The following is an 18,583-nucleotide window of genomic DNA, read 5'->3' as shown; positions in this document are numbered from 1 at the left end:
GAACCGCCTCGTTTAATTTTTGCTAAATCCGCCCGGGAGCAGGCAAGCTTTTATGAATAAAGAAACCGAACTGGCGCAAGCCAAACGTCTGCCGCTGCTGCTGTTATGCTTCGCGGCGCTGCTGTTTATCGCCACCGTGCTTTATCCCCTCTGGCGACCGACGAACCTGTGGATCGGCGCTTTAAAAGCCGTGTCGGAAGCGGCGATGGTCGGCGCGCTGGCGGACTGGTTCGCGGTCAGTGCGCTGTTCAGGCGCGTGCCGATCCCGCTGGTTGGCCGCCATACCGCGATTGTGCCGCGCAACAAGGATCGCATTGCCGATAATTTGGCGCTGTTCGTGCAGGATAAGTTCCTGAACACCGATTCGCTGCTGACGTTAATCCGCCGTCACGATCCGGCGCAGATCATCGCCCGCTGGCTGAGCGAACCGGCTAACGCCGCCCGCATCAGCGGCTATTTGCTGAAAGTCGTGCGCGGCTTTCTCGATCTGGCTGACGACTCGCGTATCCAGGCGTTTATGCGGCGCGCTATCCACAAGGCTATTGATAAGGTCGATCTGACGCAGTCGGCGGCGCTGGTGCTGGAGAGCCTGACCAAAAACAATCGTCATCAGGCACTGCTGGACGACGCTATCAGCCAGCTGCTGCATCTGATCAACAAGCCAGGCACGCACGAGTTTATTGCGCAGCAGGTGATGCGCTGGCTGAAGCGCGAGCATCCTATTAAAGAGAAGATGCTGCCGACGGAATGGGTAGGTGAAAAAAGTGCCGAGCTGGCGGCCAACGCGGTGAAATCGATCCTTAACGATATAGAGCAGGACGGCGCGCACGAGCTGCGTCAGGGCTTCAATCGTGCGGTACAGCGTCTGATCGAGCGGCTGCGCAGCGATCCGGAGATGCAGCTGAAAGCGGAAGAGATCAAAACCTATCTGAAGCAGGACGAGACGCTGAACAGCTATATCGCGCAGCTATGGGGCGATTTACGCAGCTGGCTGAAGCAGGATCTGGATAAAGAAGACTCGGTGCTGCACGGCAAAGTCAGCGCTTCCGCACAGTGGCTGGGCGAAACCTTAACCCAGGATGCGCAGCTGCGGGCGTCGCTGAATCAGCATATGGAAGAGGCGGCGATAAGCGTTGCACCAGAGTTCTCGGACTTTTTAAGCCGTCATATCAGCGATACGGTGAAAAGCTGGGATGCGAAAGATATGTCGCACCAGGTAGAGTTAAATATCGGCAAGGATTTGCAGCGCATCCGTATCAACGGCACGGTGGTGGGCGGCGTAATTGGCCTGCTGCTGTGGCTGCTGTCGCAGCTTCCGGCGCTGCTATAACGACAAAGCCCGCGTCTTTCGACGCGGGCTTACATGCCTTTCACTAAAACGTTGTCAGTTTAGCGATTAGTACTTCTTGTCGGCATCGGTCAGTTTATTCGGTGCCAGCTTGTCGTCGGTCAGCTCGTTTTCCCGCAGGTTGGTCTCGGTGCGGGTTACGTCGTTTTTAAGGGCGTTGGTGTTGTGCGTACGATTTTCATTGGTATGCTCAACCTCCACTTCCTGACGACGCACGCTGTCTTTCACGGTTTCGACGCGAGCGGTCTCTTCGCCGCGCAGGCCCACTTCTTCTTTAATACGCGCGGTTTTCGCAACGGTTGGGATCTCATGAGATTCCTCAACTTCGATGGTTTTTTCTGACCAGTCCACGTCGTTCAGATAGGCTGGCTCATCCACCGCGTGACGGAAGACTTCTGCGTGCTGGTCGTACAGCGAAACATCTTCCGAGACTTCATCTTCTACGGTGAAACGACGCAGGCGTACGGAACCATCATTAATCTGGCGTTTGCCGATATCCACCTGCTCTTCCGCCAGCTTCAGCGAATCGCGGTCGGTTTCAGAAACGGCAAGGTCGGTACGGTCACGATTAAGCAGTGAATCCTGTTCGTTACGCAGCGAATCGCGTTCGTTAAGCAGCGTATCGTCTGCCAGCGTGCCGGTGGTGCCGGTATTGGACAGCGGCGCGGTGGTGGTATTCAGCGCACCCGTCTGGTCACCGGTAAGCAGGCCGCGATCGTTGGTTTCACCCGCATAGTTACGGTTAATCGGGTCGCGATCCGTATGGCTCAGTGAAGAGTAGTCGGCGGCAAAGGCGCTCAACTCCTGTTCAATGTGGTCAGCTTCATCTTTCGGAGCGCGAACCGTCAGCAGCACACCGCCTGAACGGATAGCCTTGCTGTATTCGCTTGCGTAATCATCATCAACGTCATCGCCAAACAGGCGCTGCCAGAAGCTTGGATGACGGATTTCTTTATCTTCTACGCGTAATCTTTCCCCGGAGATGATATCGATGTTTTTCTCTGCAATACCTTCGACGATCAATTTCTGTTTTGCCGCTTCCGCCTGTGAAACTTCATTAAATGCGGTGACGATTTTTTCATGTGACATAAATAGATCCTCGTTAATAGGTTTAAAGTTTCTGCTTCGTAATTTTTACTTCCTGGTTACGCAGAGTGACTTTCTGCTGAAACTCTTCTTTACTGGTATGCTTATGAATATGAATTTCTTCCTTAAGCACCCGCTTAGTGATTATTTCTACCTGCTCTTCAATCACGGGAATAATAAAAACATCCCCTTCCTGACGGATCTCAGCAGAATAATCATCGGCAACCTGATAATTCATAGGAACGTGCTCGATTTCAACATGCTCATGCGTTAGCTCGGTTTCCAGTAATTTCTCTACCTGTTGCGTAGAGCGCGTCAGACTAATCCGACTGTGAACCTTGCGCTGCTTAGAGATGGTAGCCTGCTCTTCAGCAAGCGGCATCGAGACGGCCTCTTTGACTTTTTCAGTAAGCGGCGCGTTTTTATTTCCCATAAAATTAACTCCTGAGATTTAAAGCCCCACAGACTAAAAAATCTTCTTATCCGGCGCCACGTTTTGTTGCACACGCCATTAATAGTAGTAGACTGTTTCAAGACTGCCTCCCCAATTAAGCGGCAAAATGTAACAGATTTTGTAAGCGATTTAATTATATATACATTAACTATTTTTAAATATTGATTGAACTTTTTCTGCTTTATATTGCCTTGCGCGCACGCTACTTATATAAGTGGCAACCCCTTCTTTCTAACAGCATAAAAATACTGGTAAATAATACGTACGCCTCTCTTTTGCGGTGCCGGTACTGAAGGCTGCTGCACGCCGCTGTCTGGGCAATGTTTATGGACCACGGGCCGCGCAGAGATGACAAAACTGACGAAAGGCGCAGCACGCTGCCAGCGGAAAGCGCAAAACGGCAGGCAGAAAGCAGCCGGTAAAGCGTTAAGGCCAGCGAAAGCGAGCAGCGATGGCGCCCGTTGAAAGGAAAAAACAGCCACAAAGCCACAACGGCTGACGCACTGAAAAAGCGGCTGAACAGCCACGACGGCTGGTGTGAAAAAAATCGCCAGGAAAGATGCGACAGCTGACAGAAAGGATAAAGCGGCCGAAGAGCCACGACGGCTGCTGTGAAGAAAAACCGCCAGGAAAGCTACGACGGCTGCCAGAAAGGATAAGGCGGCGGAAGAGCCAGGATATCTGTCGTGCAGATAAAAGAGGCTAAAAGGCTACGACGGCTGGTGCAAAGAAAAGTCCACTGGATAGCTACGACGGCTGGCAGGCAGAAAAGCGGATAAAAAGCGGGGCTGAACCGTGGCCGCAGGCGGAGCACCTGCGGCCGGGAGCGTTAACGGCGCTTCAGCAGCATATAGACGCTGATAGCCATAAAGGCGGCGCTTGGCAGCAGCGCGCCAAGCACTGGCGGAATGTTATATACCAGGCTGAGCGGCCCGAAGATCTGATCCAGCACGTAAAACAGGAAGCCGAAGCTGATGCCCGTGACCACGCGCATCCCCATCGAGACGCTGCGCAGCGGCCCAAAAATAAACGACAGCGCCATCAGCATCATCACCGCCACCGACAGCGGCTGGAAGATCTTGCTCCACATATTCAGCTGATAGCGGCCCGCAACCTGTCCGCTCTGCTTAAGGTATTTGGTGTAGTTATACAGCCCGCTAATCGACAACGCGTCCGGATCCAGCGCCACCACGCCCAGCTTGTCCGGCGTCAGCGAGGTTTTCCATTCGCCGGTCAGCGTCTGGCTGCCCGTAACCTGCTGCGGATTGGTCAGATTAGACTCGTCCACTTCCGACAGATCCCACTGCTTTTTGTCCGTGTTGTATTTGGCAGAAGCCGCATAGCGCACCGTCTGTAAACGACGCTCCTTGTTAAAGTTGTAGATACTGATGCCGCCCAGCTCGCTGTTGTCCTTCAGGCGTTCGATAAAGATAAAGTTATCGCCATCCTTCGCCCACAGCCCGTTCTGCGTGGAGAGCAGCGAACCGCCCAGCAGCTGCTGCGCACGATAGTTACGCGCCATCTGCTCGCCCTGCGGCGCCACGAACTCGCCGATAGCCATGGTCAGCAGCACCAGCGGGATCGCCGTTTTCATCACCGAAGCGGCAATCTGCATCCGGGTGAAGCCGGAAGCCTGCATCACCACCAGCTCGCTGCGCTGCGCCAGCGTGCCCAGGCCCAGCAGCGCGCCCAGCAGCGCGGCCATAGGGAAGAAGATCTCAATATCTTTTGGCACGCTGAGGATAGTGTAAAGCCCGGCGCCGACCACGGTGTAGTCGCCCTGTCCGGTTTTGCGCAGCTGATCGACAAACTTAATGATGCCGGAGAGCGACACCAGCATAAACAGCGTCGCCATAATGGTGTTGAAAATCGTTTTACCGATATATCTGTCGAGAACGCCAAACATCAGACCGATCCTCCCCGGGTGAAGCGGGCGCGCAGACGGCGCATCGGCACCGTATCCCACAGGTTAAGAAGGATCGCCAGCGCCAGATAGGAGAGGTTCACCACCCACATCCAGATAGCCGGATCGAGACGTCCTTTCGAGCCGCTGGAGCGCAGCGAGCTTTGCAGCAGGAAGAACACCAGATACAGCAGCATCGCGGGAAGCATAGAAAGCACGCGGCCCTGGCGCGGGTTCACCACGCTGAGCGGCACCACCATCAGCGCCATCACCAGCACCGAGAACACCAGCGTAAAGCGCCAGTGCAGCTCGCTGCGGAACTCCGGCCTGTCGGAATGGCGCAGCGCGCTGAAGTTCATCTGCTCGGCGTCGTTGGGATCCAGCAGCACTTCCTGATGCCCGACGATGGCCTGATAGTTCTGGAAATCGGTAATGCGGAAGTCACGCAGCAGCGCCGTGCCTTCAAAGCGCGTGCCTTTATCCAGCGTCACTATCTGCGAGCCGTCGGCGCGCTGCGTCATATGGCCTTTATCCGCCATCACGACAGAAGGACGCGCGTTGCCTTTAGGCCGCAGCTGCGCCAGGAAGACGTTACCGAAATTGTTGCCCTTCACGTTTTCGATAAACAGCACCGACTGACCGTCGCCCGACTGCTGGAACTGCCCGGCAGCCAGCGCCGCCGCGCCAGGGTTAGCCTTAGCGTTCTTCGTCACCTCATTCTGATAGCGCGCCGACCACGGGCCAAGCCAGGCGACGTTCGCCGCGGCGACCACTGCGGTAAACAGCATCAGCACCATCGCCGCCTTCACCAATACGGCCTTGCTCAGGCCGCAGGCGTGCATCACGGTGATTTCACTCTCGGTGTACAGACGGCCAAGCGTCATCAAAATGGCTAAAAAGAGGCTTAACGGCAAAATGAGCTGCGCCATCTCTGAAACGCCAAGGCCTAACAGTGTCAGAACTAAATTTGTGGGAATTTCGCCATCCGCCGCGGCTCCCAGGATCCTGACTAACTTCTGACAAAAGAAGATCAGTAGCAGAATAAAGAGGATAGCCAGCTGGCTTTTGAGCGTCTCTCTTACCAGATATCTAATGATAATCACGCTGAATACGCCTGTGAAAACTTGTCTTTTTGCAGGAAAATCGATAGTTTCATCGCTTATACGCCATTTTTTCTCATCAATGGCCTCGGTCGTAGCTAAACTAGTATGACAATAATCGCGTTCCGGTGATGCAAAAAAAAACGTTTACCCGATTATTCCTAAGGGGCATCACCCGAACAAAATCTGACGCCCGTAACGCTACACGGCGCGTTGCCCCGGCATTATGCGGTTAACAAGCGCTATATTCTAGCCGCAGCAAGCGCCGTTGTCTTTAAGATTCAGGAGAGTGCATGGAGTTCAGTGTAAAAAGCGGTAGCCCGGAAAAGCAGCGCAGTGCCTGCATTGTGGTAGGCGTGTTTGAGCCGCGCAGGCTGTCACCCATTGCTGAACAGCTGGATAAAATCAGCGACGGCTACATCAGCGCCCTGCTGCGTCGCGGCGAGCTGGAAGGAAAAGTCGGCCAGACGCTGCTGCTGCATCATGTGCCGAATATTCTCTCCGAGCGCATTTTACTGATCGGCTGCGGCAAAGAGCGCGAGCTGGACGAACGTCAGTACAAGCAGGTGATCCAGAAGACAATTAACACCCTGAACGATACCGGCTCGATGGAAGCGGTCTGCTTCCTGACTGAACTGCACGTGAAAGGCCGCAACACTTACTGGAAAGTCCGCCAGGCGGTGGAAACCTCGAAAGAGACGCTTTACAGCTTCGATCAGCTGAAAAGCAACAAAGTCGAACCGCGTCGCCCGCTGCGTAAAATGGTGTTTAATGTGCCGACCCGTCGCGAGCTGACCAGCGGCGAGCGCGCCATCCAGCACGGCCTGGCCGTGGCCGCCGGCGTCAAAGCCGCCAAGGATCTCGGCAATATGCCGCCGAACATCTGCAACGCCGCCTATCTTGCCTCTCAGGCGCGCCAGCTGGCGGACGGCTGGAGCAACGTCACCACGCGCGTGATTGGCGAACAGCAAATGAAAGAGCTGGGCATGAATGCCTATCTCGCCGTCGGCGCCGGTTCGCAGAACGAATCGCTGATGTCGGTGATCGAATACAAAGGTAACCCGGACGCGGACAGCCGTCCTATCGTGCTGGTCGGCAAAGGCGTGACCTTTGACTCAGGCGGCATCTCGATTAAGCCTGGCGAAGCCATGGACGAGATGAAATATGATATGTGCGGCGCGGCCTCCGTTTACGGCGTGATGCGCATGGTGGCCGAGCTGAAACTACCGCTGAACGTGGTTGGCGTGCTGGCGGGCTGTGAAAACATGCCTGGCGGCCGCGCCTATCGTCCCGGCGACGTGCTGACCACCATGTCCGGCCAGACCGTTGAAGTGCTGAATACCGATGCGGAAGGCCGTCTGGTGCTGTGCGACGCGCTGACCTACGTCGAACGTTTCGATCCGGACGTGGTTATCGACGTGGCGACGCTGACCGGCGCCTGCGTGATTGCGCTGGGCCATCACGTCAGCGGCCTGCTGTCGAACCATAACCCGCTGGCGCACGAGCTGATCGGCGCTTCTGAACAGGCGGGCGACCGCGCCTGGCGTCTGCCGATGGCCGACGAATATCAGGAGCAGCTGGATTCTAACTTTGCGGATATGGCAAACATCGGCGGCCGTCCCGGCGGCGCAATCACCGCAGCCTGCTTCCTGGCTCGCTTTACGCGCAAATATAACTGGGCACATCTGGATATCGCCGGTACGGCATGGCGCTCCGGCAAGGCCAAAGGCGCTACCGGTCGTCCGGTCGCCCTGCTGTCGCAGTTCCTGCTGAACCGCGCCGGTCTGAACGGCGACGACTAAATCATGAAAAACGCCACCTTCTATTTGCTGGAAAGCGATACGCCGGTTGACGGGCTCAGCGCGCTGGAAGCGCTGGTCTGCGAGCTGGCGGAAACGCGCTGGCGCGAGGGAAAGCGCGTGCTGGTCGCCTGCGAAGATGAAGCGCAGGCGATCCGCCTGGATGAAGCGCTGTGGCGCCGTCCGGCCAGCGCCTTTGTGCCGCACAATCTGGCGGGCGAAGGGCCGAAATACGGCGCGCCGGTCGAGCTGGCCTGGCCGCAGCGCCGCGGCAACGCGCCAAGAGATCTGCTGATCAGCCTGCTGCCGCAGTTCGCAGATTTTGCCACCGCTTTCCAGGAAGTGATAGACTTCGTGCCTTACGAAGAAGAATTGAAACAGCTGGCGCGCGATCGCTATAAAGCCTATCGCAGCGTCGGATTCCACTTGAATACGGCCACGCCGCCCGTGCCCCCAACGACATAGCAGAAATGGAAAAGACATATAACCCGCAAGATATCGAACAGCCGCTCTACGAGCACTGGGAACAGCAGGGCTACTTTAAGCCAAACGGCGACACCAGCCAGGAAAGCTTCTGCATCATGATCCCGCCGCCGAACGTCACCGGTAGCTTGCATATGGGTCATGCGTTTCAGCAAACCATCATGGATACCATGATCCGCTACCAGCGTATGCAGGGAAAAAACACCCTGTGGCAGGCGGGCACGGACCACGCGGGCATCGCCACGCAGATGGTAGTGGAGCGCAAAATCGCCGCTGAAGAAGGGAAAACGCGTAAAGACTACGGTCGCGACGCCTTTATCGAAAAAATCTGGCAGTGGAAGGCGGAATCCGGCGGCACCATTACCCGTCAGATGCGCCGTCTGGGCAACTCCGTGGACTGGGAGCGCGAGCGCTTCACCATGGACGACGGCCTTTCCAACGCGGTCAAAGAAGTATTTGTGCGCCTCTACAAAGAGAACCTGATTTACCGTGGCAAACGCCTGGTGAACTGGGATCCGAAACTGCGCACCGCTATCTCCGATCTGGAAGTGGAAAACCGCGAGTCCAAAGGCTCTATGTGGCATATCCGCTATCCGCTGGCGGACGGCGCGAAAACCGCTGACGGCAAAGATTACCTGGTGGTGGCCACGACCCGTCCTGAAACGGTGCTGGGCGATACCGGCGTAGCCGTTAACCCGGAAGATCCACGCTATAAAGATCTGATTGGTAAATTTGTCGTGCTGCCGCTGGTCAACCGCCGCATTCCGATCGTGGGCGACGAGCACGCCGACATGGAAAAAGGCACCGGCTGCGTGAAAATCACGCCAGCGCACGATTTCAACGACTATGAAGTGGGCCGTCGTCACCAGCTGCCGATGATCAACATCCTGACCTTTGATGGCGACATCCGTGAAGCCGCTCAGGTTTATGACACCAACGGCGAAGAGTCTGACGTTTACAGCAGCGACATTCCGGCAGAGTTCCAGAAGCTGGAGCGTTTTGCCGCGCGTAAAGCCATTGTTGCCGCCGTAGATGCGCTTGGCCTGCTCGAAGAAATCAAACCGCACGACCTGACCGTGCCTTACGGCGATCGCGGCGGCGTGGTGATCGAGCCAATGCTGACCGACCAGTGGTACGTGCGTACCGCGCCGCTGGCAAAAGTCGCGGTGGAAGCCGTTGAGCAGGGCGATATTCAGTTTGTGCCTAAGCAGTACGAGAACATGTACTTCTCCTGGATGCGTGATATTCAGGACTGGTGTATTTCCCGTCAGCTGTGGTGGGGACACCGTATTCCGGCCTGGTACGATGCCGAAGGCAACGTCTACGTCGGCCGCACCGAAGAAGAAGTGCGCGCGGAAAACAACCTGGGCGCGGATGTAGCGCTGAACCAGGACGAAGACGTGCTGGATACCTGGTTCTCATCCGGGCTGTGGACGTTCTCCACGCTGGGCTGGCCGGAAAAAACGCCGGATCTGAGCACCTTCCATCCGACCAGCGTGCTGGTCAGCGGCTTCGACATCATCTTCTTCTGGATTGCCCGCATGATCATGCTGACCATGCACTTTATCAAAGATGAAGACGGCAAGCCGCAGGTGCCGTTCAAGACCGTTTATATGACGGGTCTGATCCGCGACGAAGAAGGCCAGAAGATGTCCAAGTCGAAAGGCAACGTCATCGATCCGCTGGATATGGTTGACGGCATTTCGCTGGAAGATCTGCTGGAGAAACGCACCGGCAATATGATGCAGCCGCAGCTGGCGGAGAAAATCCGCAAGCGCACCGAGAAGCAGTTCCCGAACGGTATCGAACCGCACGGCACCGACGCGTTGCGCTTTACGCTGGCGGCGCTGGCCTCTACCGGTCGTGATATCAACTGGGATATGAAGCGCCTGGAAGGCTACCGCAACTTCTGTAACAAGCTGTGGAACGCCAGCCGTTTTGTGCTGATGAACACTCAGGAGCAGGACTGCGGCTTTAACGGCGGCGAGCTGGAGCTGTCGCTGGCGGATCGCTGGATCCTTGCCGAATTCAACCAGACGGTGAAGGCTTACCGTGGCGCGCTGGACAGCTACCGCTTCGATATCGCCGCCAACATCCTGTATGAGTTCACCTGGAACCAGTTCTGCGACTGGTATCTGGAGCTGACCAAGCCGGTGATGAACGGCGGTTCTGAAGCCCAGCTGCGCGGCACCCGCAATACGCTGGTGGTGGTTCTGGAAGCGCTGCTGCGCCTGGCGCACCCGATTATTCCGTTTATTACCGAAACCATCTGGCAGCAGGTGAAAGTGCTGAAGAACATCAGCGACGACACTATCATGCTGCAACCGATGCCGGAATTTGAAGAGGCGAAGGTGGATGAGGCGGCGCTGAGCGATACCGAATGGCTGAAGCAGGCGATTGTCGCGGTGCGTAATATTCGCGCCGAGATGAACCTGTCGCCGTCCAAACCGCTGGATGTGCTGCTGCGCGGCGCAAGCGCTGACGTGGTACGTCGCGTGACCGACAACCATAACTTCCTGAAATCGCTGGCGCGTCTGGACAGCCTGACCTGCCTGACCGCCGGCGAGAAAGGACCGGTATCGGTCACCAAGATCATCGACGGCGCGGAGCTGCTGATCCCAATGGCTGGCCTGGTGGATAAAACCGCCGAGCTGGAGCGTCTGGCGAAAGAAGTCAGCAAGCTGGAAGTGGAAATCGGCAAGATCGAAGGCAAGCTTTCCAACGAAGGCTTTGTCTCGCGCGCGCCGGAAGCCGTGGTGGCGAAAGAGCGTGAGCGCATGGCCGAGTTCGAGCAGGCTAAGCTCAAGCTGATCGAGCAGCAGGCCGTTATCGCCGCGCTGTAACCATGCCAGCCGGACGGCGTTAACCGCGCCGTTAATACTGAACGCTCCGTAGCCTGTTTACGGAGCGTTTTTTTATGCGTTAAAAAACGCAGCCAAACAAATCTTTAAGAAAGCGGTGATACATTAACGGTCTGTTATTTTTTACGGATAAAACCATGTCTGACAACTACGCCAGGCCGCAGATCGCGCTCCACTGGCTGACCGTGCTCCTGCTCACCGTTGCCTACGCCACCATTGAACTGCGGGGCTTTGCCCAGCGCGGTTCCTGGCAAGGGTTCGCCATGATTATTACGCACTTCAGCGCAGGGTTTGGCGTACTGCTGGTGATGCTGGCACGTATCTTTCTGCGCTTTCGCCATCGCAGCCCGGCTATTGCGCCGCCGATAGCGAGCTGGCAAAAAGGGCTTTCACACCTGGTGCACGCCACGCTGTACGCCTTGTTTATCGTGCTGCCGCTGCTGGGCCTCTCTTCGCGCTATCTCTCCGGACGGCAGTGGTGGCTGTTTGGCGCGACTATGCCGGTATCTGCAAATCCCGATCCGGCGCTGGCGCGAACGCTTATCCACTGGCACGAGACGCTGGCGCCGCTTGGCTACTGGCTGATTGGCCTGCACGCGCTGGCCGCCCTCTTCCATCACTATTTTCTGAAAGATGATACGCTGGCGCGCATGATGCCCGCGCGGCGCGCCACAAAGCCGTAAAGGCGGCTTTGGCCTGCGCTGCCGCCATCACCGCCTGCTTTCCCACTCTTATTTTCCCGGCCAGGTTTCCCTTTTGCATGGAAGCGGAAGATTGCATCCTCGGCCAACGGATGGTATTACACTGCCAAACTATCTAAAAAACGGCCCCAGGTTATGACCAGCACCTCTTCAGCCGATATCCGGGTTCGGCTTATTCAACCCGCTGATAATCCGCATATCGCTCACGTTATCCGTCAGGTTTCGGCGGAATTTGGCCTGACCGCCGACAAAGGCTTTACGGTCGCCGATCCCAATCTTGACCAGCTTTGCGAACTCTATCGCCAGCCCAACAGCGCCTACTGGGTGATTGAGCTGGACGGAAAAATTATGGGCGGCGGCGGCGTGGCTCCCCTCCAGGGTAGCGAAGCGGACGTTTGCGAGCTGCAAAAAATGTATTTTATGCCCGAGCTGCGCGGTCTGGGCGTGGCGAAAGCGTTGGCGCTACGGGCCATGGAACATGCGCGTGAGCTGGGCTTTAAGCGCTGCTACCTGGAGACTACCGCGTCGTTGACCCGCGCCGTGCGCCTTTATGAGCATCTGGGCTTTCAGCATATTGACGGGCCGATGGGCAACACCGGCCACGTGGACTGCGAAGTTACTATGCTGCGTTCGCTGTAGCATAGTGGATCCAGGCTACTGCGTTCGCTGTATCGCTGTATCACAGCGGACGCAGGCTATTCGTTCGCGGCATCGCTGTATCACACCAGATGTAGGCTATTCGTTCGCTGTAGCACAGCGGACGCAGACTACTGCGTCACGGCCAGCTGCGAGCCTTTTTTCACGTAGCTTAGGTCGTCGATCGCTTCAATAATAAACTTCCCGGCATCGGTATAGCGGATACGGGTGACGCTGGCATTGCTGAGCGAGTGCGTCTTCGCTTTATCGCCCAGCTCGTGCAGCAGCGTCATGATGGTCATACCGTGCGTGACGATCAGCACGTTGCCGCCGCCCTGCTGCTGCGCCTGTCGGGCAATTTCCTTAATTACCTTGTTAACCCGCTGCGCCACCTGCTGATAGCTTTCTGCCTGACCGGAAGGATCGGCCGCATGGATCATCTGCACGATCTCCACAATGTCGACTTTCTTGCTGTTGAAAGCCGCCATCAGCTGGGCTGACGAGGCGTAACCGCTCTTTTTCCCCGCCACCGTCAGCATATTTTCATTGGTGTCGCCTTCAAAAGAGCCAAAAAAGACTTCTCTTAACGCCTCACGCTCCTGAAGAGGTAACGACTTATCACGCTCTGCCAGAATCAGCTTTGCGGTTTCCCTGGCCCGGCCCGAATCGCTGCTCCATGCGGCAATAAAGTCTACCGGCTTCAGCCCGCGCCCCGCTTTTTTGGCTACCTCCACGCCTTCCGCCGTTAAGGGCGTATCGCTCCAGCCCTGCGCGCGATGCACGGTGTTAAACAAGGTTTTGCCGTGGCGCACCACATAGAGCTCAACGTCAGCAGCAAAGCTGGCCCAGCTGCTTAACAGTAAAAAAGCAAAGAGCATCGCCTGTGTTATTCCTTTCATATTTCCCCCTGATTATAAAAGACCGAACTTCCAGGTCACACCGACTTCAGCAGAAAGGCTCGGCGAGCGCTGATACTCGCCCGCAGAATTAAGGATCGGCGTGGCGTTAATATTTTTATATGACCAGCCATAGCCTAACTGTGCGGCCAGCGTTAAATCTTTTAGCTGACCCTCACGTGGCTGCCAGCGGTTCAGCCAGGTAATTTCCCCGGTGCGGATTTTATTATTTTTATAAGAAAACTGGCCGTAGTTAACCTGAATACCGCTGGCTAAACTTTCAGTAAACTGATATTCGGTAAAAGAGGTCAGCGCCAGTTCGCCGTCGCGCAGATAATCTTTTCCGGCGGAGGTTAAGGCATTAAACCGGCCACGGGTATTTTTCCCTATATAGCGATCGTAATAGCCCACCCCGTTGCGCTTTTCTGCCCGTGTCCAGGCAACACCGACTTTCTGTATCCAGCTGTCATCCTGCCAGCGTACTTCTCCGGCATAGTGCCAGGCGCTGTCGTTAAACTGTTTTTTACTTTGCGGCATCGCTTTATATTTTTCCAACGCCTGGCTGCCGTAAATCTGTGACGCCAGCGCCCATTTCGGCGTCAGCGGATACGTAATTTCCACCAGATGACGGCGCAGATAATCCTTCGACTCGCCCCATGCCCAGGAGAACACAGCATTTTGTTTTTCCCAGCTCAGGCCGCCGGTCAGGATACTGTCGATCTCTTTGCCATCAAGGGTAAGAAAATGCACGCTATCGGGTGAATCATACATGATGGAGCGCGTTACCCAGGCCATATCCAACTGCAGGTTCTGCCAGCGCAGCGAGCCGCTGTAGCCCTGATAGCTGTTGCGCGACAGGCGGTAAGTGTTGGTCAGCACGCCCACGTTTTTCAACTGGTGCCAGCCGCCTTTTGCTTTCAGCCCGAACGCGTCGTCACCCAGCTTTAGCTTAAGGTAGCGCTGCCCGAAGCGGCTGAAGCCGCCGGCGTTGCTTTTATCGAAGCCTGCGCCGTGATTGTAAAGGATGCCGCGCGTGGCGAAGTAGTCGCTGGCCGCCAGCTTAGCGGCTCTGGTGTAGCTGGCGTCGAAGCCCAGGGTATCACCCAGCCAGCCGGAGCGGAAATCCAGCGTGGTTGCGGCCCCCCAGGCGTTGTGCACCGCTTTGGGCTGCGCCTCATTCTCTTTCAGGTATTTCCAGTGGCTGCGCAACGTAAGATCGAGCTGCGTCTCCTTTAAAAATCGCTGGAAATCGCCGCCGCTTTCTTCAGCATGGGCGGCCACGGCGGCGAGCAGCGCCAGTAAAAAAACGTTCCTGTTTTTCATTATAGCCTTCCTTGTCAGCCGTTAAATAAATGACTCCATCTAAAAGAAACAAAAAAACCCGATCCCGTTGCGGTAATAATATCGCAAGTGGGATCAGGTTTTGCCGGTTGGTAACAATCCTGATAATTGCAGGAATATACGCCTGAAAATCTTTTCAGCCATAATAAAAATCAGGTTATGTGAAGCGCGCCGCAAAATAAAAAAGAGGGGAGATTGAAAAAAAACAGGTTACGCGTAGGCGTTATTATTCCCTTTAAACCATTAGCGCCATTAATATTATTTATTAAAGGTGCCAACGCTAATAAACGGCTTCCTGAAATAATAACGCCAGAATAAAGCTGTCAATATTATCACCACGCAGGCAGCCCGCTGTGAAAACGCAGCTCGCTATCCGGTTCGCTAATTAGCTTTGCTTCCGTTTCGCCTATTTTACGCACGCGGGAAGTAATATCCGTGGCTGATATCTCGGCGGCCAGCGCCAGATAGTCCTGATAATGGCGCGCTTCCGAACGCAGCAGCGAAAGATAGAACGCGGCCAGCTCCTTATCCAGATAAGGCGCCAGGCTGGCAAAGCGTTCGCAGGAGCGCGCTTCGATATAGGCGCCGCAAATCAGCTTGTCCACCAGCGTCTGCGGCTCGTGCGTGGTCACCTCTCGCAGTAACCCTTTGGCATAGCGGCTGGCGGTAATTTTGACGTAGGGAATGGCGCGCGCCTGCATAATTTCCAGTACCTGATAAAAATGATGCAGCTCTTCTTTAATCAGCAGCACCATTTTGTCTACCAGCGTATCACCGTAGGGCACATCCGTACGGCTGATAATCGTTTTCGACAGCCCTTTATGCTGTTCCAGAAAGGCTAAATCCGCGTTTTCGCTGTGCACAAACTGCTCCCACGGTTTCAGCCAGGCCAGCAGCGCGTCGCCGCTCTCTTTATCCGCCACGTATTTGCGGATCAGCCACATGGCGGTCTGGGCGGCCTTCAGCTCGCAAACAAGATGGTCGGTGAGCAGCAGCGGCAGGTTTTCCGGCTTGCGGGCTTCGTCGATCCACTTTTGCGGCGTGCGGCAGTGCAGAAAAGCGTGAACGGGAGCAAGGAGGTCTTCGGTGATCATGCGGGCAAACAATCCGTAAAAATCAGGTTAAAAACATTGCGCCGCTCTGCGGGGAGCAGACCGGCGCAAACGGGCGGAACGGCGTCCGCCCACGGGCATCAGTGACGCGTGCCGTTGTCTTCTTCGTCGATAAGGTCGTCGTCGTCGCCTTCGTCTTCGTCCTCAGCGTCCGGATCCTCAAAGTAGGTGCCCCAGCCGTCGTAGTCCACGTTGTACTTCGCGGCCAGATCGATCAGCTGTTCGACCTGGGCGTCGATCAGTTCGGCATTCAACGCGCCTTCGCTCAGAATATCGCAGCACATCACTTTCGTGCCGTCCTCCAGCTCCAGTTCTTCCGGCTCGGTAACTTCGTAGCCCAGCTTAAACGCATCAACCGCCGCCTTTTCCAGCGCGTCGAAGCTGTCGCAGGAGAGGTGGTGTTCGATGGTGTAGAGCGCATCCGGGTCGCTGCCATCATCCAACAGCTCTTCAATAATCAGCCGCGTCTCTTCACGCTGCTCTTCCAGCAATGCTTCATTTGCCATGATCCGTTCCTCTGTGTGTGGCATATCTGTTAAGTATTTTCCCACACTGTCCTCTGCGCCACTACCTTTATACAAAAGTTTCTGCACGCCAGGGTTGAAAATGCATATTAATACAGTTAAGTTGAATTTAAATTCATTAAATATCCTCTGGAGCGCTTTATGAGTCAGTTATATCAACGCCACTTTCTCAGGCTGCTTGATTTTACGCAGGCTGAAATTACCGCTTTACTCGCGCTGGCCGCACGGCTTAAAACCGATAAGAAAAATGGCGAGGAAGTGCAGCACCTGAAAGGCAAAAACATCGCGCTCATCTTCGAAAAAGACTCGACCCGTACCCGATGCTCTTTCGAAGTTGCCGCTTACGATCAGGGCGCCAACGTCACTTATCTTGGCCCAAGCGGCAGCCAGATCGGCCATAAAGAATCAATGAAGGATACCGCGCGCGTGCTGGGACGCATGTATGACGGCATTCAGTATCGCGGTCACGGGCAGTCGCTGGTGGAATCGCTGGCGGAACATGCGGGCGTGCCGGTGTGGAACGGCCTGACCGACGAGTTCCACCCGACGCAGCTGCTGGCGGATTTGCTGACTATGGAAGAACATCTGCCGGAAAAACCCTTCAGCGAGATGGTTTTCGCCTACGTGGGCGACGCGCGTAATAATATGGGTAATAGCATGATGGAGGCCGCCGCGCTGACGGGCCTGGATCTGCGCCTGGTCGCGCCGAAAGGCTGCTGGCCGGACGAGGCGCTGGTAAGCGAGTGCCGCCAGGTGGCGCAGGCAAGCGGCGGAAAAATCACGCTGACGGAAGATATTGCCGAAGGCGTGAACGGTGCGGATTTTATCTATACTGACGTCTGGGTGTCGATGGGCGAACCAAAAGCGGTGTGGGAAGAGCGTATCGCCCTGCTGCGGGATTACCAGGTCAACAGCGCGATGCTGGCGCTTACCGGCAATCCTGCGGTGAAATTCCTGCATTGCCTGCCCGCTTTTCACGACGATCAAACCACGCTGGGCCGGCAGATGGCTGAGCAATACGATCTGCACGGCGGCATGGAAGTCACCAATGAGGTGTTTGAATCCAGGCACAGCGTGGTGTTCGACCAGGCGGAAAACCGGCTGCATACCATCAAGGCGGTGATGGTGGCCACGCTGGCCCGGTTACCCTGAATCAGCGCCAGGCAATCGATTACTTTTGCTTGCCGCCGCTGACCGAATGCGTATAATGCCCCCCGTTTGTCTGGAGGATGCATGAAACTGACCACTGCTGACAGAGTAAAAATGACGCGCCTGAATGCAGGCCGGCAGTGCCGTTTTTCCTCCTTCCCGATCTGTAGAAAAAGCCCCTCATTGAGGGGCTTTTTTTTGCCCGTTTTTCCGCTTATCGGCACGCGTAGAGGAGAATGAACATGGCTAACCCGCTGTATCATAAACATATCATTTCAATTAACGATCTCAGTCGTGAAGAGCTGGAGCTGGTGCTGCGTACCGCCGCCAGCCTGAAGGCGAAGCCGCAGCCGGAGCTGCTGAAGCATAAGGTTATCGCCAGCTGCTTTTTCGAGGCCTCTACCCGCACGCGCCTGTCGTTTGAAAGCGCCATGCATCGTCTGGGCGCGTCCGTGGTGGGGTTTGCCGACGGCAGCAATACCTCGCTGGGTAAAAAAGGCGAAACGCTGGCGGATACGCTTTCCGTTATCAGCACCTACGTGGACGCCATTGTCATGCGGCATCCGCAGGAAGGCGCGGCGCGTCTGGGCACGGAGTTTTCCGGCGGCGTACCGATCCTCAACGCGGGCGACGGCGCTAACCAGCATCCAACGCAAACGCTGCTGGATCTCTTTACTATTCAGGAAACTCAGGGCCGCCTGAGCAATCTGAATGTCGCCATGGTCGGCGACCTGAAATATGGCCGTACCGTGCATTCACTGACGCAGGCGCTGGCGAAGTTCGAAGGCAATCGTTTTTTGTTTATCGCACCCGACGCGCTGGCGATGCCCGCCTATATCACCGATATGCTGGATGAGAAAGGCATTGCGTGGAGCCGCCACGACAGCATTGAGGAAGTGGTGCCGCAGGTGGATATTCTGTATATGACGCGCGTGCAGAAAGAGCGTCTGGATCCGTCAGAGTACGCCAACGTCAAAGCGCAGTTCGTGCTGCGGGCTTCCGACCTGGTCGGCGCGCGCGAAACCATGAAGGTGCTGCACCCGCTGCCGCGTATTGATGAGATTACGACGGATGTCGATGCCACGCCGCACGCCTGGTATTTCCAACAGGCGGGCAATGGTATTTTTGCCCGCCAGGCGCTGCTGGCGCTGGTGTTGAACAGCGAACTGGCTCTGTAAGAGGAACTGACG

16 protein-coding genes are annotated in these 18,583 nt (G+C 56.0%); 8 read left to right on the top strand and 8 right to left on the bottom strand.

Features of this window, described 5'->3' with window-relative positions; all coding sequences use genetic code 11:
* Nucleotides 1-52: 52 nt before the first annotated feature.
* Nucleotides 53-1,330, top strand: a complete 1,278-nt coding sequence (locus tag QZH36_RS08400) for a DUF445 domain-containing protein (protein WP_253458035.1) — start codon at nt 53-55, stop codon at nt 1,328-1,330.
* Between the two features lie 66 nt (nt 1,331-1,396).
* Here QZH36_RS08400 and QZH36_RS08395 read toward each other — a convergent pair whose 3' ends face one another.
* From QZH36_RS08395 to lptF, 4 genes are all read right to left on the bottom strand, one after another.
* Nucleotides 1,397-2,437 carry a YsnF/AvaK domain-containing protein gene (locus tag QZH36_RS08395; protein WP_253458032.1) on the bottom strand — a complete coding sequence of 347 codons (1,041 nt, stop codon included), beginning with the start codon at nt 2,435-2,437 and terminating at the stop codon, nt 1,397-1,399.
* Between the two features lie 22 nt (nt 2,438-2,459).
* Nucleotides 2,460-2,867: a YsnF/AvaK domain-containing protein gene (locus QZH36_RS08390; protein WP_253458017.1), complete on the bottom strand. Its 408-nt coding sequence runs from the start codon at nt 2,865-2,867 to the stop codon at nt 2,460-2,462.
* An 850-nt stretch (nt 2,868-3,717) separates the two neighbouring features.
* Nucleotides 3,718-4,794 (bottom strand): LPS export ABC transporter permease LptG, encoded by a 1,077-nt coding sequence (gene lptG / locus QZH36_RS08385; protein WP_301729966.1) that lies wholly within the window; start codon nt 4,792-4,794, stop codon nt 3,718-3,720.
* Nucleotides 4,794-5,894 (bottom strand): LPS export ABC transporter permease LptF, encoded by a 1,101-nt coding sequence (gene lptF, locus QZH36_RS08380; protein WP_253458008.1) that lies wholly within the window; start codon nt 5,892-5,894, stop codon nt 4,794-4,796. Before lptF ends, lptG begins: the two co-directional genes overlap by 1 nt.
* Nucleotides 5,895-6,184: 290 nt before the next feature.
* Here lptF and pepA point away from each other — a divergent pair, with 290 nt between their 5' ends.
* The 5 genes from pepA (at nt 6,185) to QZH36_RS08355 (ending at nt 12,374) form a co-directional block, all read left to right on the top strand.
* Nucleotides 6,185-7,693, top strand: coding sequence for a leucyl aminopeptidase (gene pepA / locus QZH36_RS08375; protein ID WP_253458004.1), 1,509 nt, complete (start codon nt 6,185-6,187; stop codon nt 7,691-7,693).
* Nucleotides 7,694-7,696: 3 nt separating this feature from the next.
* Complete coding sequence (locus QZH36_RS08370) at nt 7,697-8,155, top strand: DNA polymerase III subunit chi (protein WP_253458001.1); 459 nt, start codon at nt 7,697-7,699, stop codon at nt 8,153-8,155.
* A 5-nt stretch (nt 8,156-8,160) separates the two neighbouring features.
* Nucleotides 8,161-11,016 (top strand): valine--tRNA ligase, encoded by a 2,856-nt coding sequence (locus QZH36_RS08365; RefSeq protein ID WP_301729965.1) that lies wholly within the window; start codon nt 8,161-8,163, stop codon nt 11,014-11,016.
* A gap of 155 nt (nt 11,017-11,171) precedes the next feature.
* Nucleotides 11,172-11,717, top strand: coding sequence for a cytochrome b561 (gene cybB, locus QZH36_RS08360; RefSeq protein ID WP_253457995.1), 546 nt, complete (start codon nt 11,172-11,174; stop codon nt 11,715-11,717).
* A gap of 153 nt (nt 11,718-11,870) precedes the next feature.
* The gene (locus QZH36_RS08355; RefSeq protein WP_301250701.1) at nt 11,871-12,374 is read left to right on the top strand and encodes a GNAT family N-acetyltransferase; all 504 of its coding nucleotides are present in this window, start codon (nt 11,871-11,873) and stop codon (nt 12,372-12,374) included.
* Between the two features lie 128 nt (nt 12,375-12,502).
* Here QZH36_RS08355 and QZH36_RS08350 read toward each other — a convergent pair whose 3' ends face one another.
* The 4 genes from QZH36_RS08350 to rraB form a co-directional block, all read right to left on the bottom strand.
* On the bottom strand, nt 12,503-13,270 hold the full coding sequence (locus QZH36_RS08350; protein WP_253457989.1) for a histidine phosphatase family protein: 768 nt from the start codon (nt 13,268-13,270) through the stop codon (nt 12,503-12,505).
* Between the two features lie 12 nt (nt 13,271-13,282).
* Complete coding sequence (locus QZH36_RS08345) at nt 13,283-14,590, bottom strand: OprD family porin (protein ID WP_301250703.1); 1,308 nt, start codon at nt 14,588-14,590, stop codon at nt 13,283-13,285.
* A gap of 350 nt (nt 14,591-14,940) precedes the next feature.
* Nucleotides 14,941-15,702 (bottom strand): tRNA isopentenyl-2-thiomethyl-A-37 hydroxylase MiaE, encoded by a 762-nt coding sequence (gene miaE / locus QZH36_RS08340; protein WP_253457984.1) that lies wholly within the window; start codon nt 15,700-15,702, stop codon nt 14,941-14,943.
* A 98-nt stretch (nt 15,703-15,800) separates the two neighbouring features.
* Nucleotides 15,801-16,226, bottom strand: coding sequence for a ribonuclease E inhibitor RraB (rraB, locus tag QZH36_RS08335; protein WP_253457981.1), 426 nt, complete (start codon nt 16,224-16,226; stop codon nt 15,801-15,803).
* Nucleotides 16,227-16,385: 159 nt separating this feature from the next.
* Here rraB and argF point away from each other — a divergent pair, with 159 nt between their 5' ends.
* Nucleotides 16,386-17,396 (top strand): ornithine carbamoyltransferase, encoded by a 1,011-nt coding sequence (gene argF, locus QZH36_RS08330; RefSeq protein WP_301729963.1) that lies wholly within the window; start codon nt 16,386-16,388, stop codon nt 17,394-17,396.
* Nucleotides 17,397-17,635: 239 nt separating this feature from the next.
* Nucleotides 17,636-18,571 carry an aspartate carbamoyltransferase gene (pyrB, locus tag QZH36_RS08325; protein ID WP_253457974.1) on the top strand — a complete coding sequence of 312 codons (936 nt, stop codon included), beginning with the start codon at nt 17,636-17,638 and terminating at the stop codon, nt 18,569-18,571.
* The last annotated feature ends 12 nt before the right edge of the window (nt 18,572-18,583 follow it).

The organism is Erwinia wuhanensis, from assembly GCF_030484085.1.
Lineage (GTDB): Bacteria > Pseudomonadota > Gammaproteobacteria > Enterobacterales > Enterobacteriaceae > Erwinia > Erwinia aeris.
This window is presented reverse-complemented; position numbering and strand designations above follow the sequence as displayed.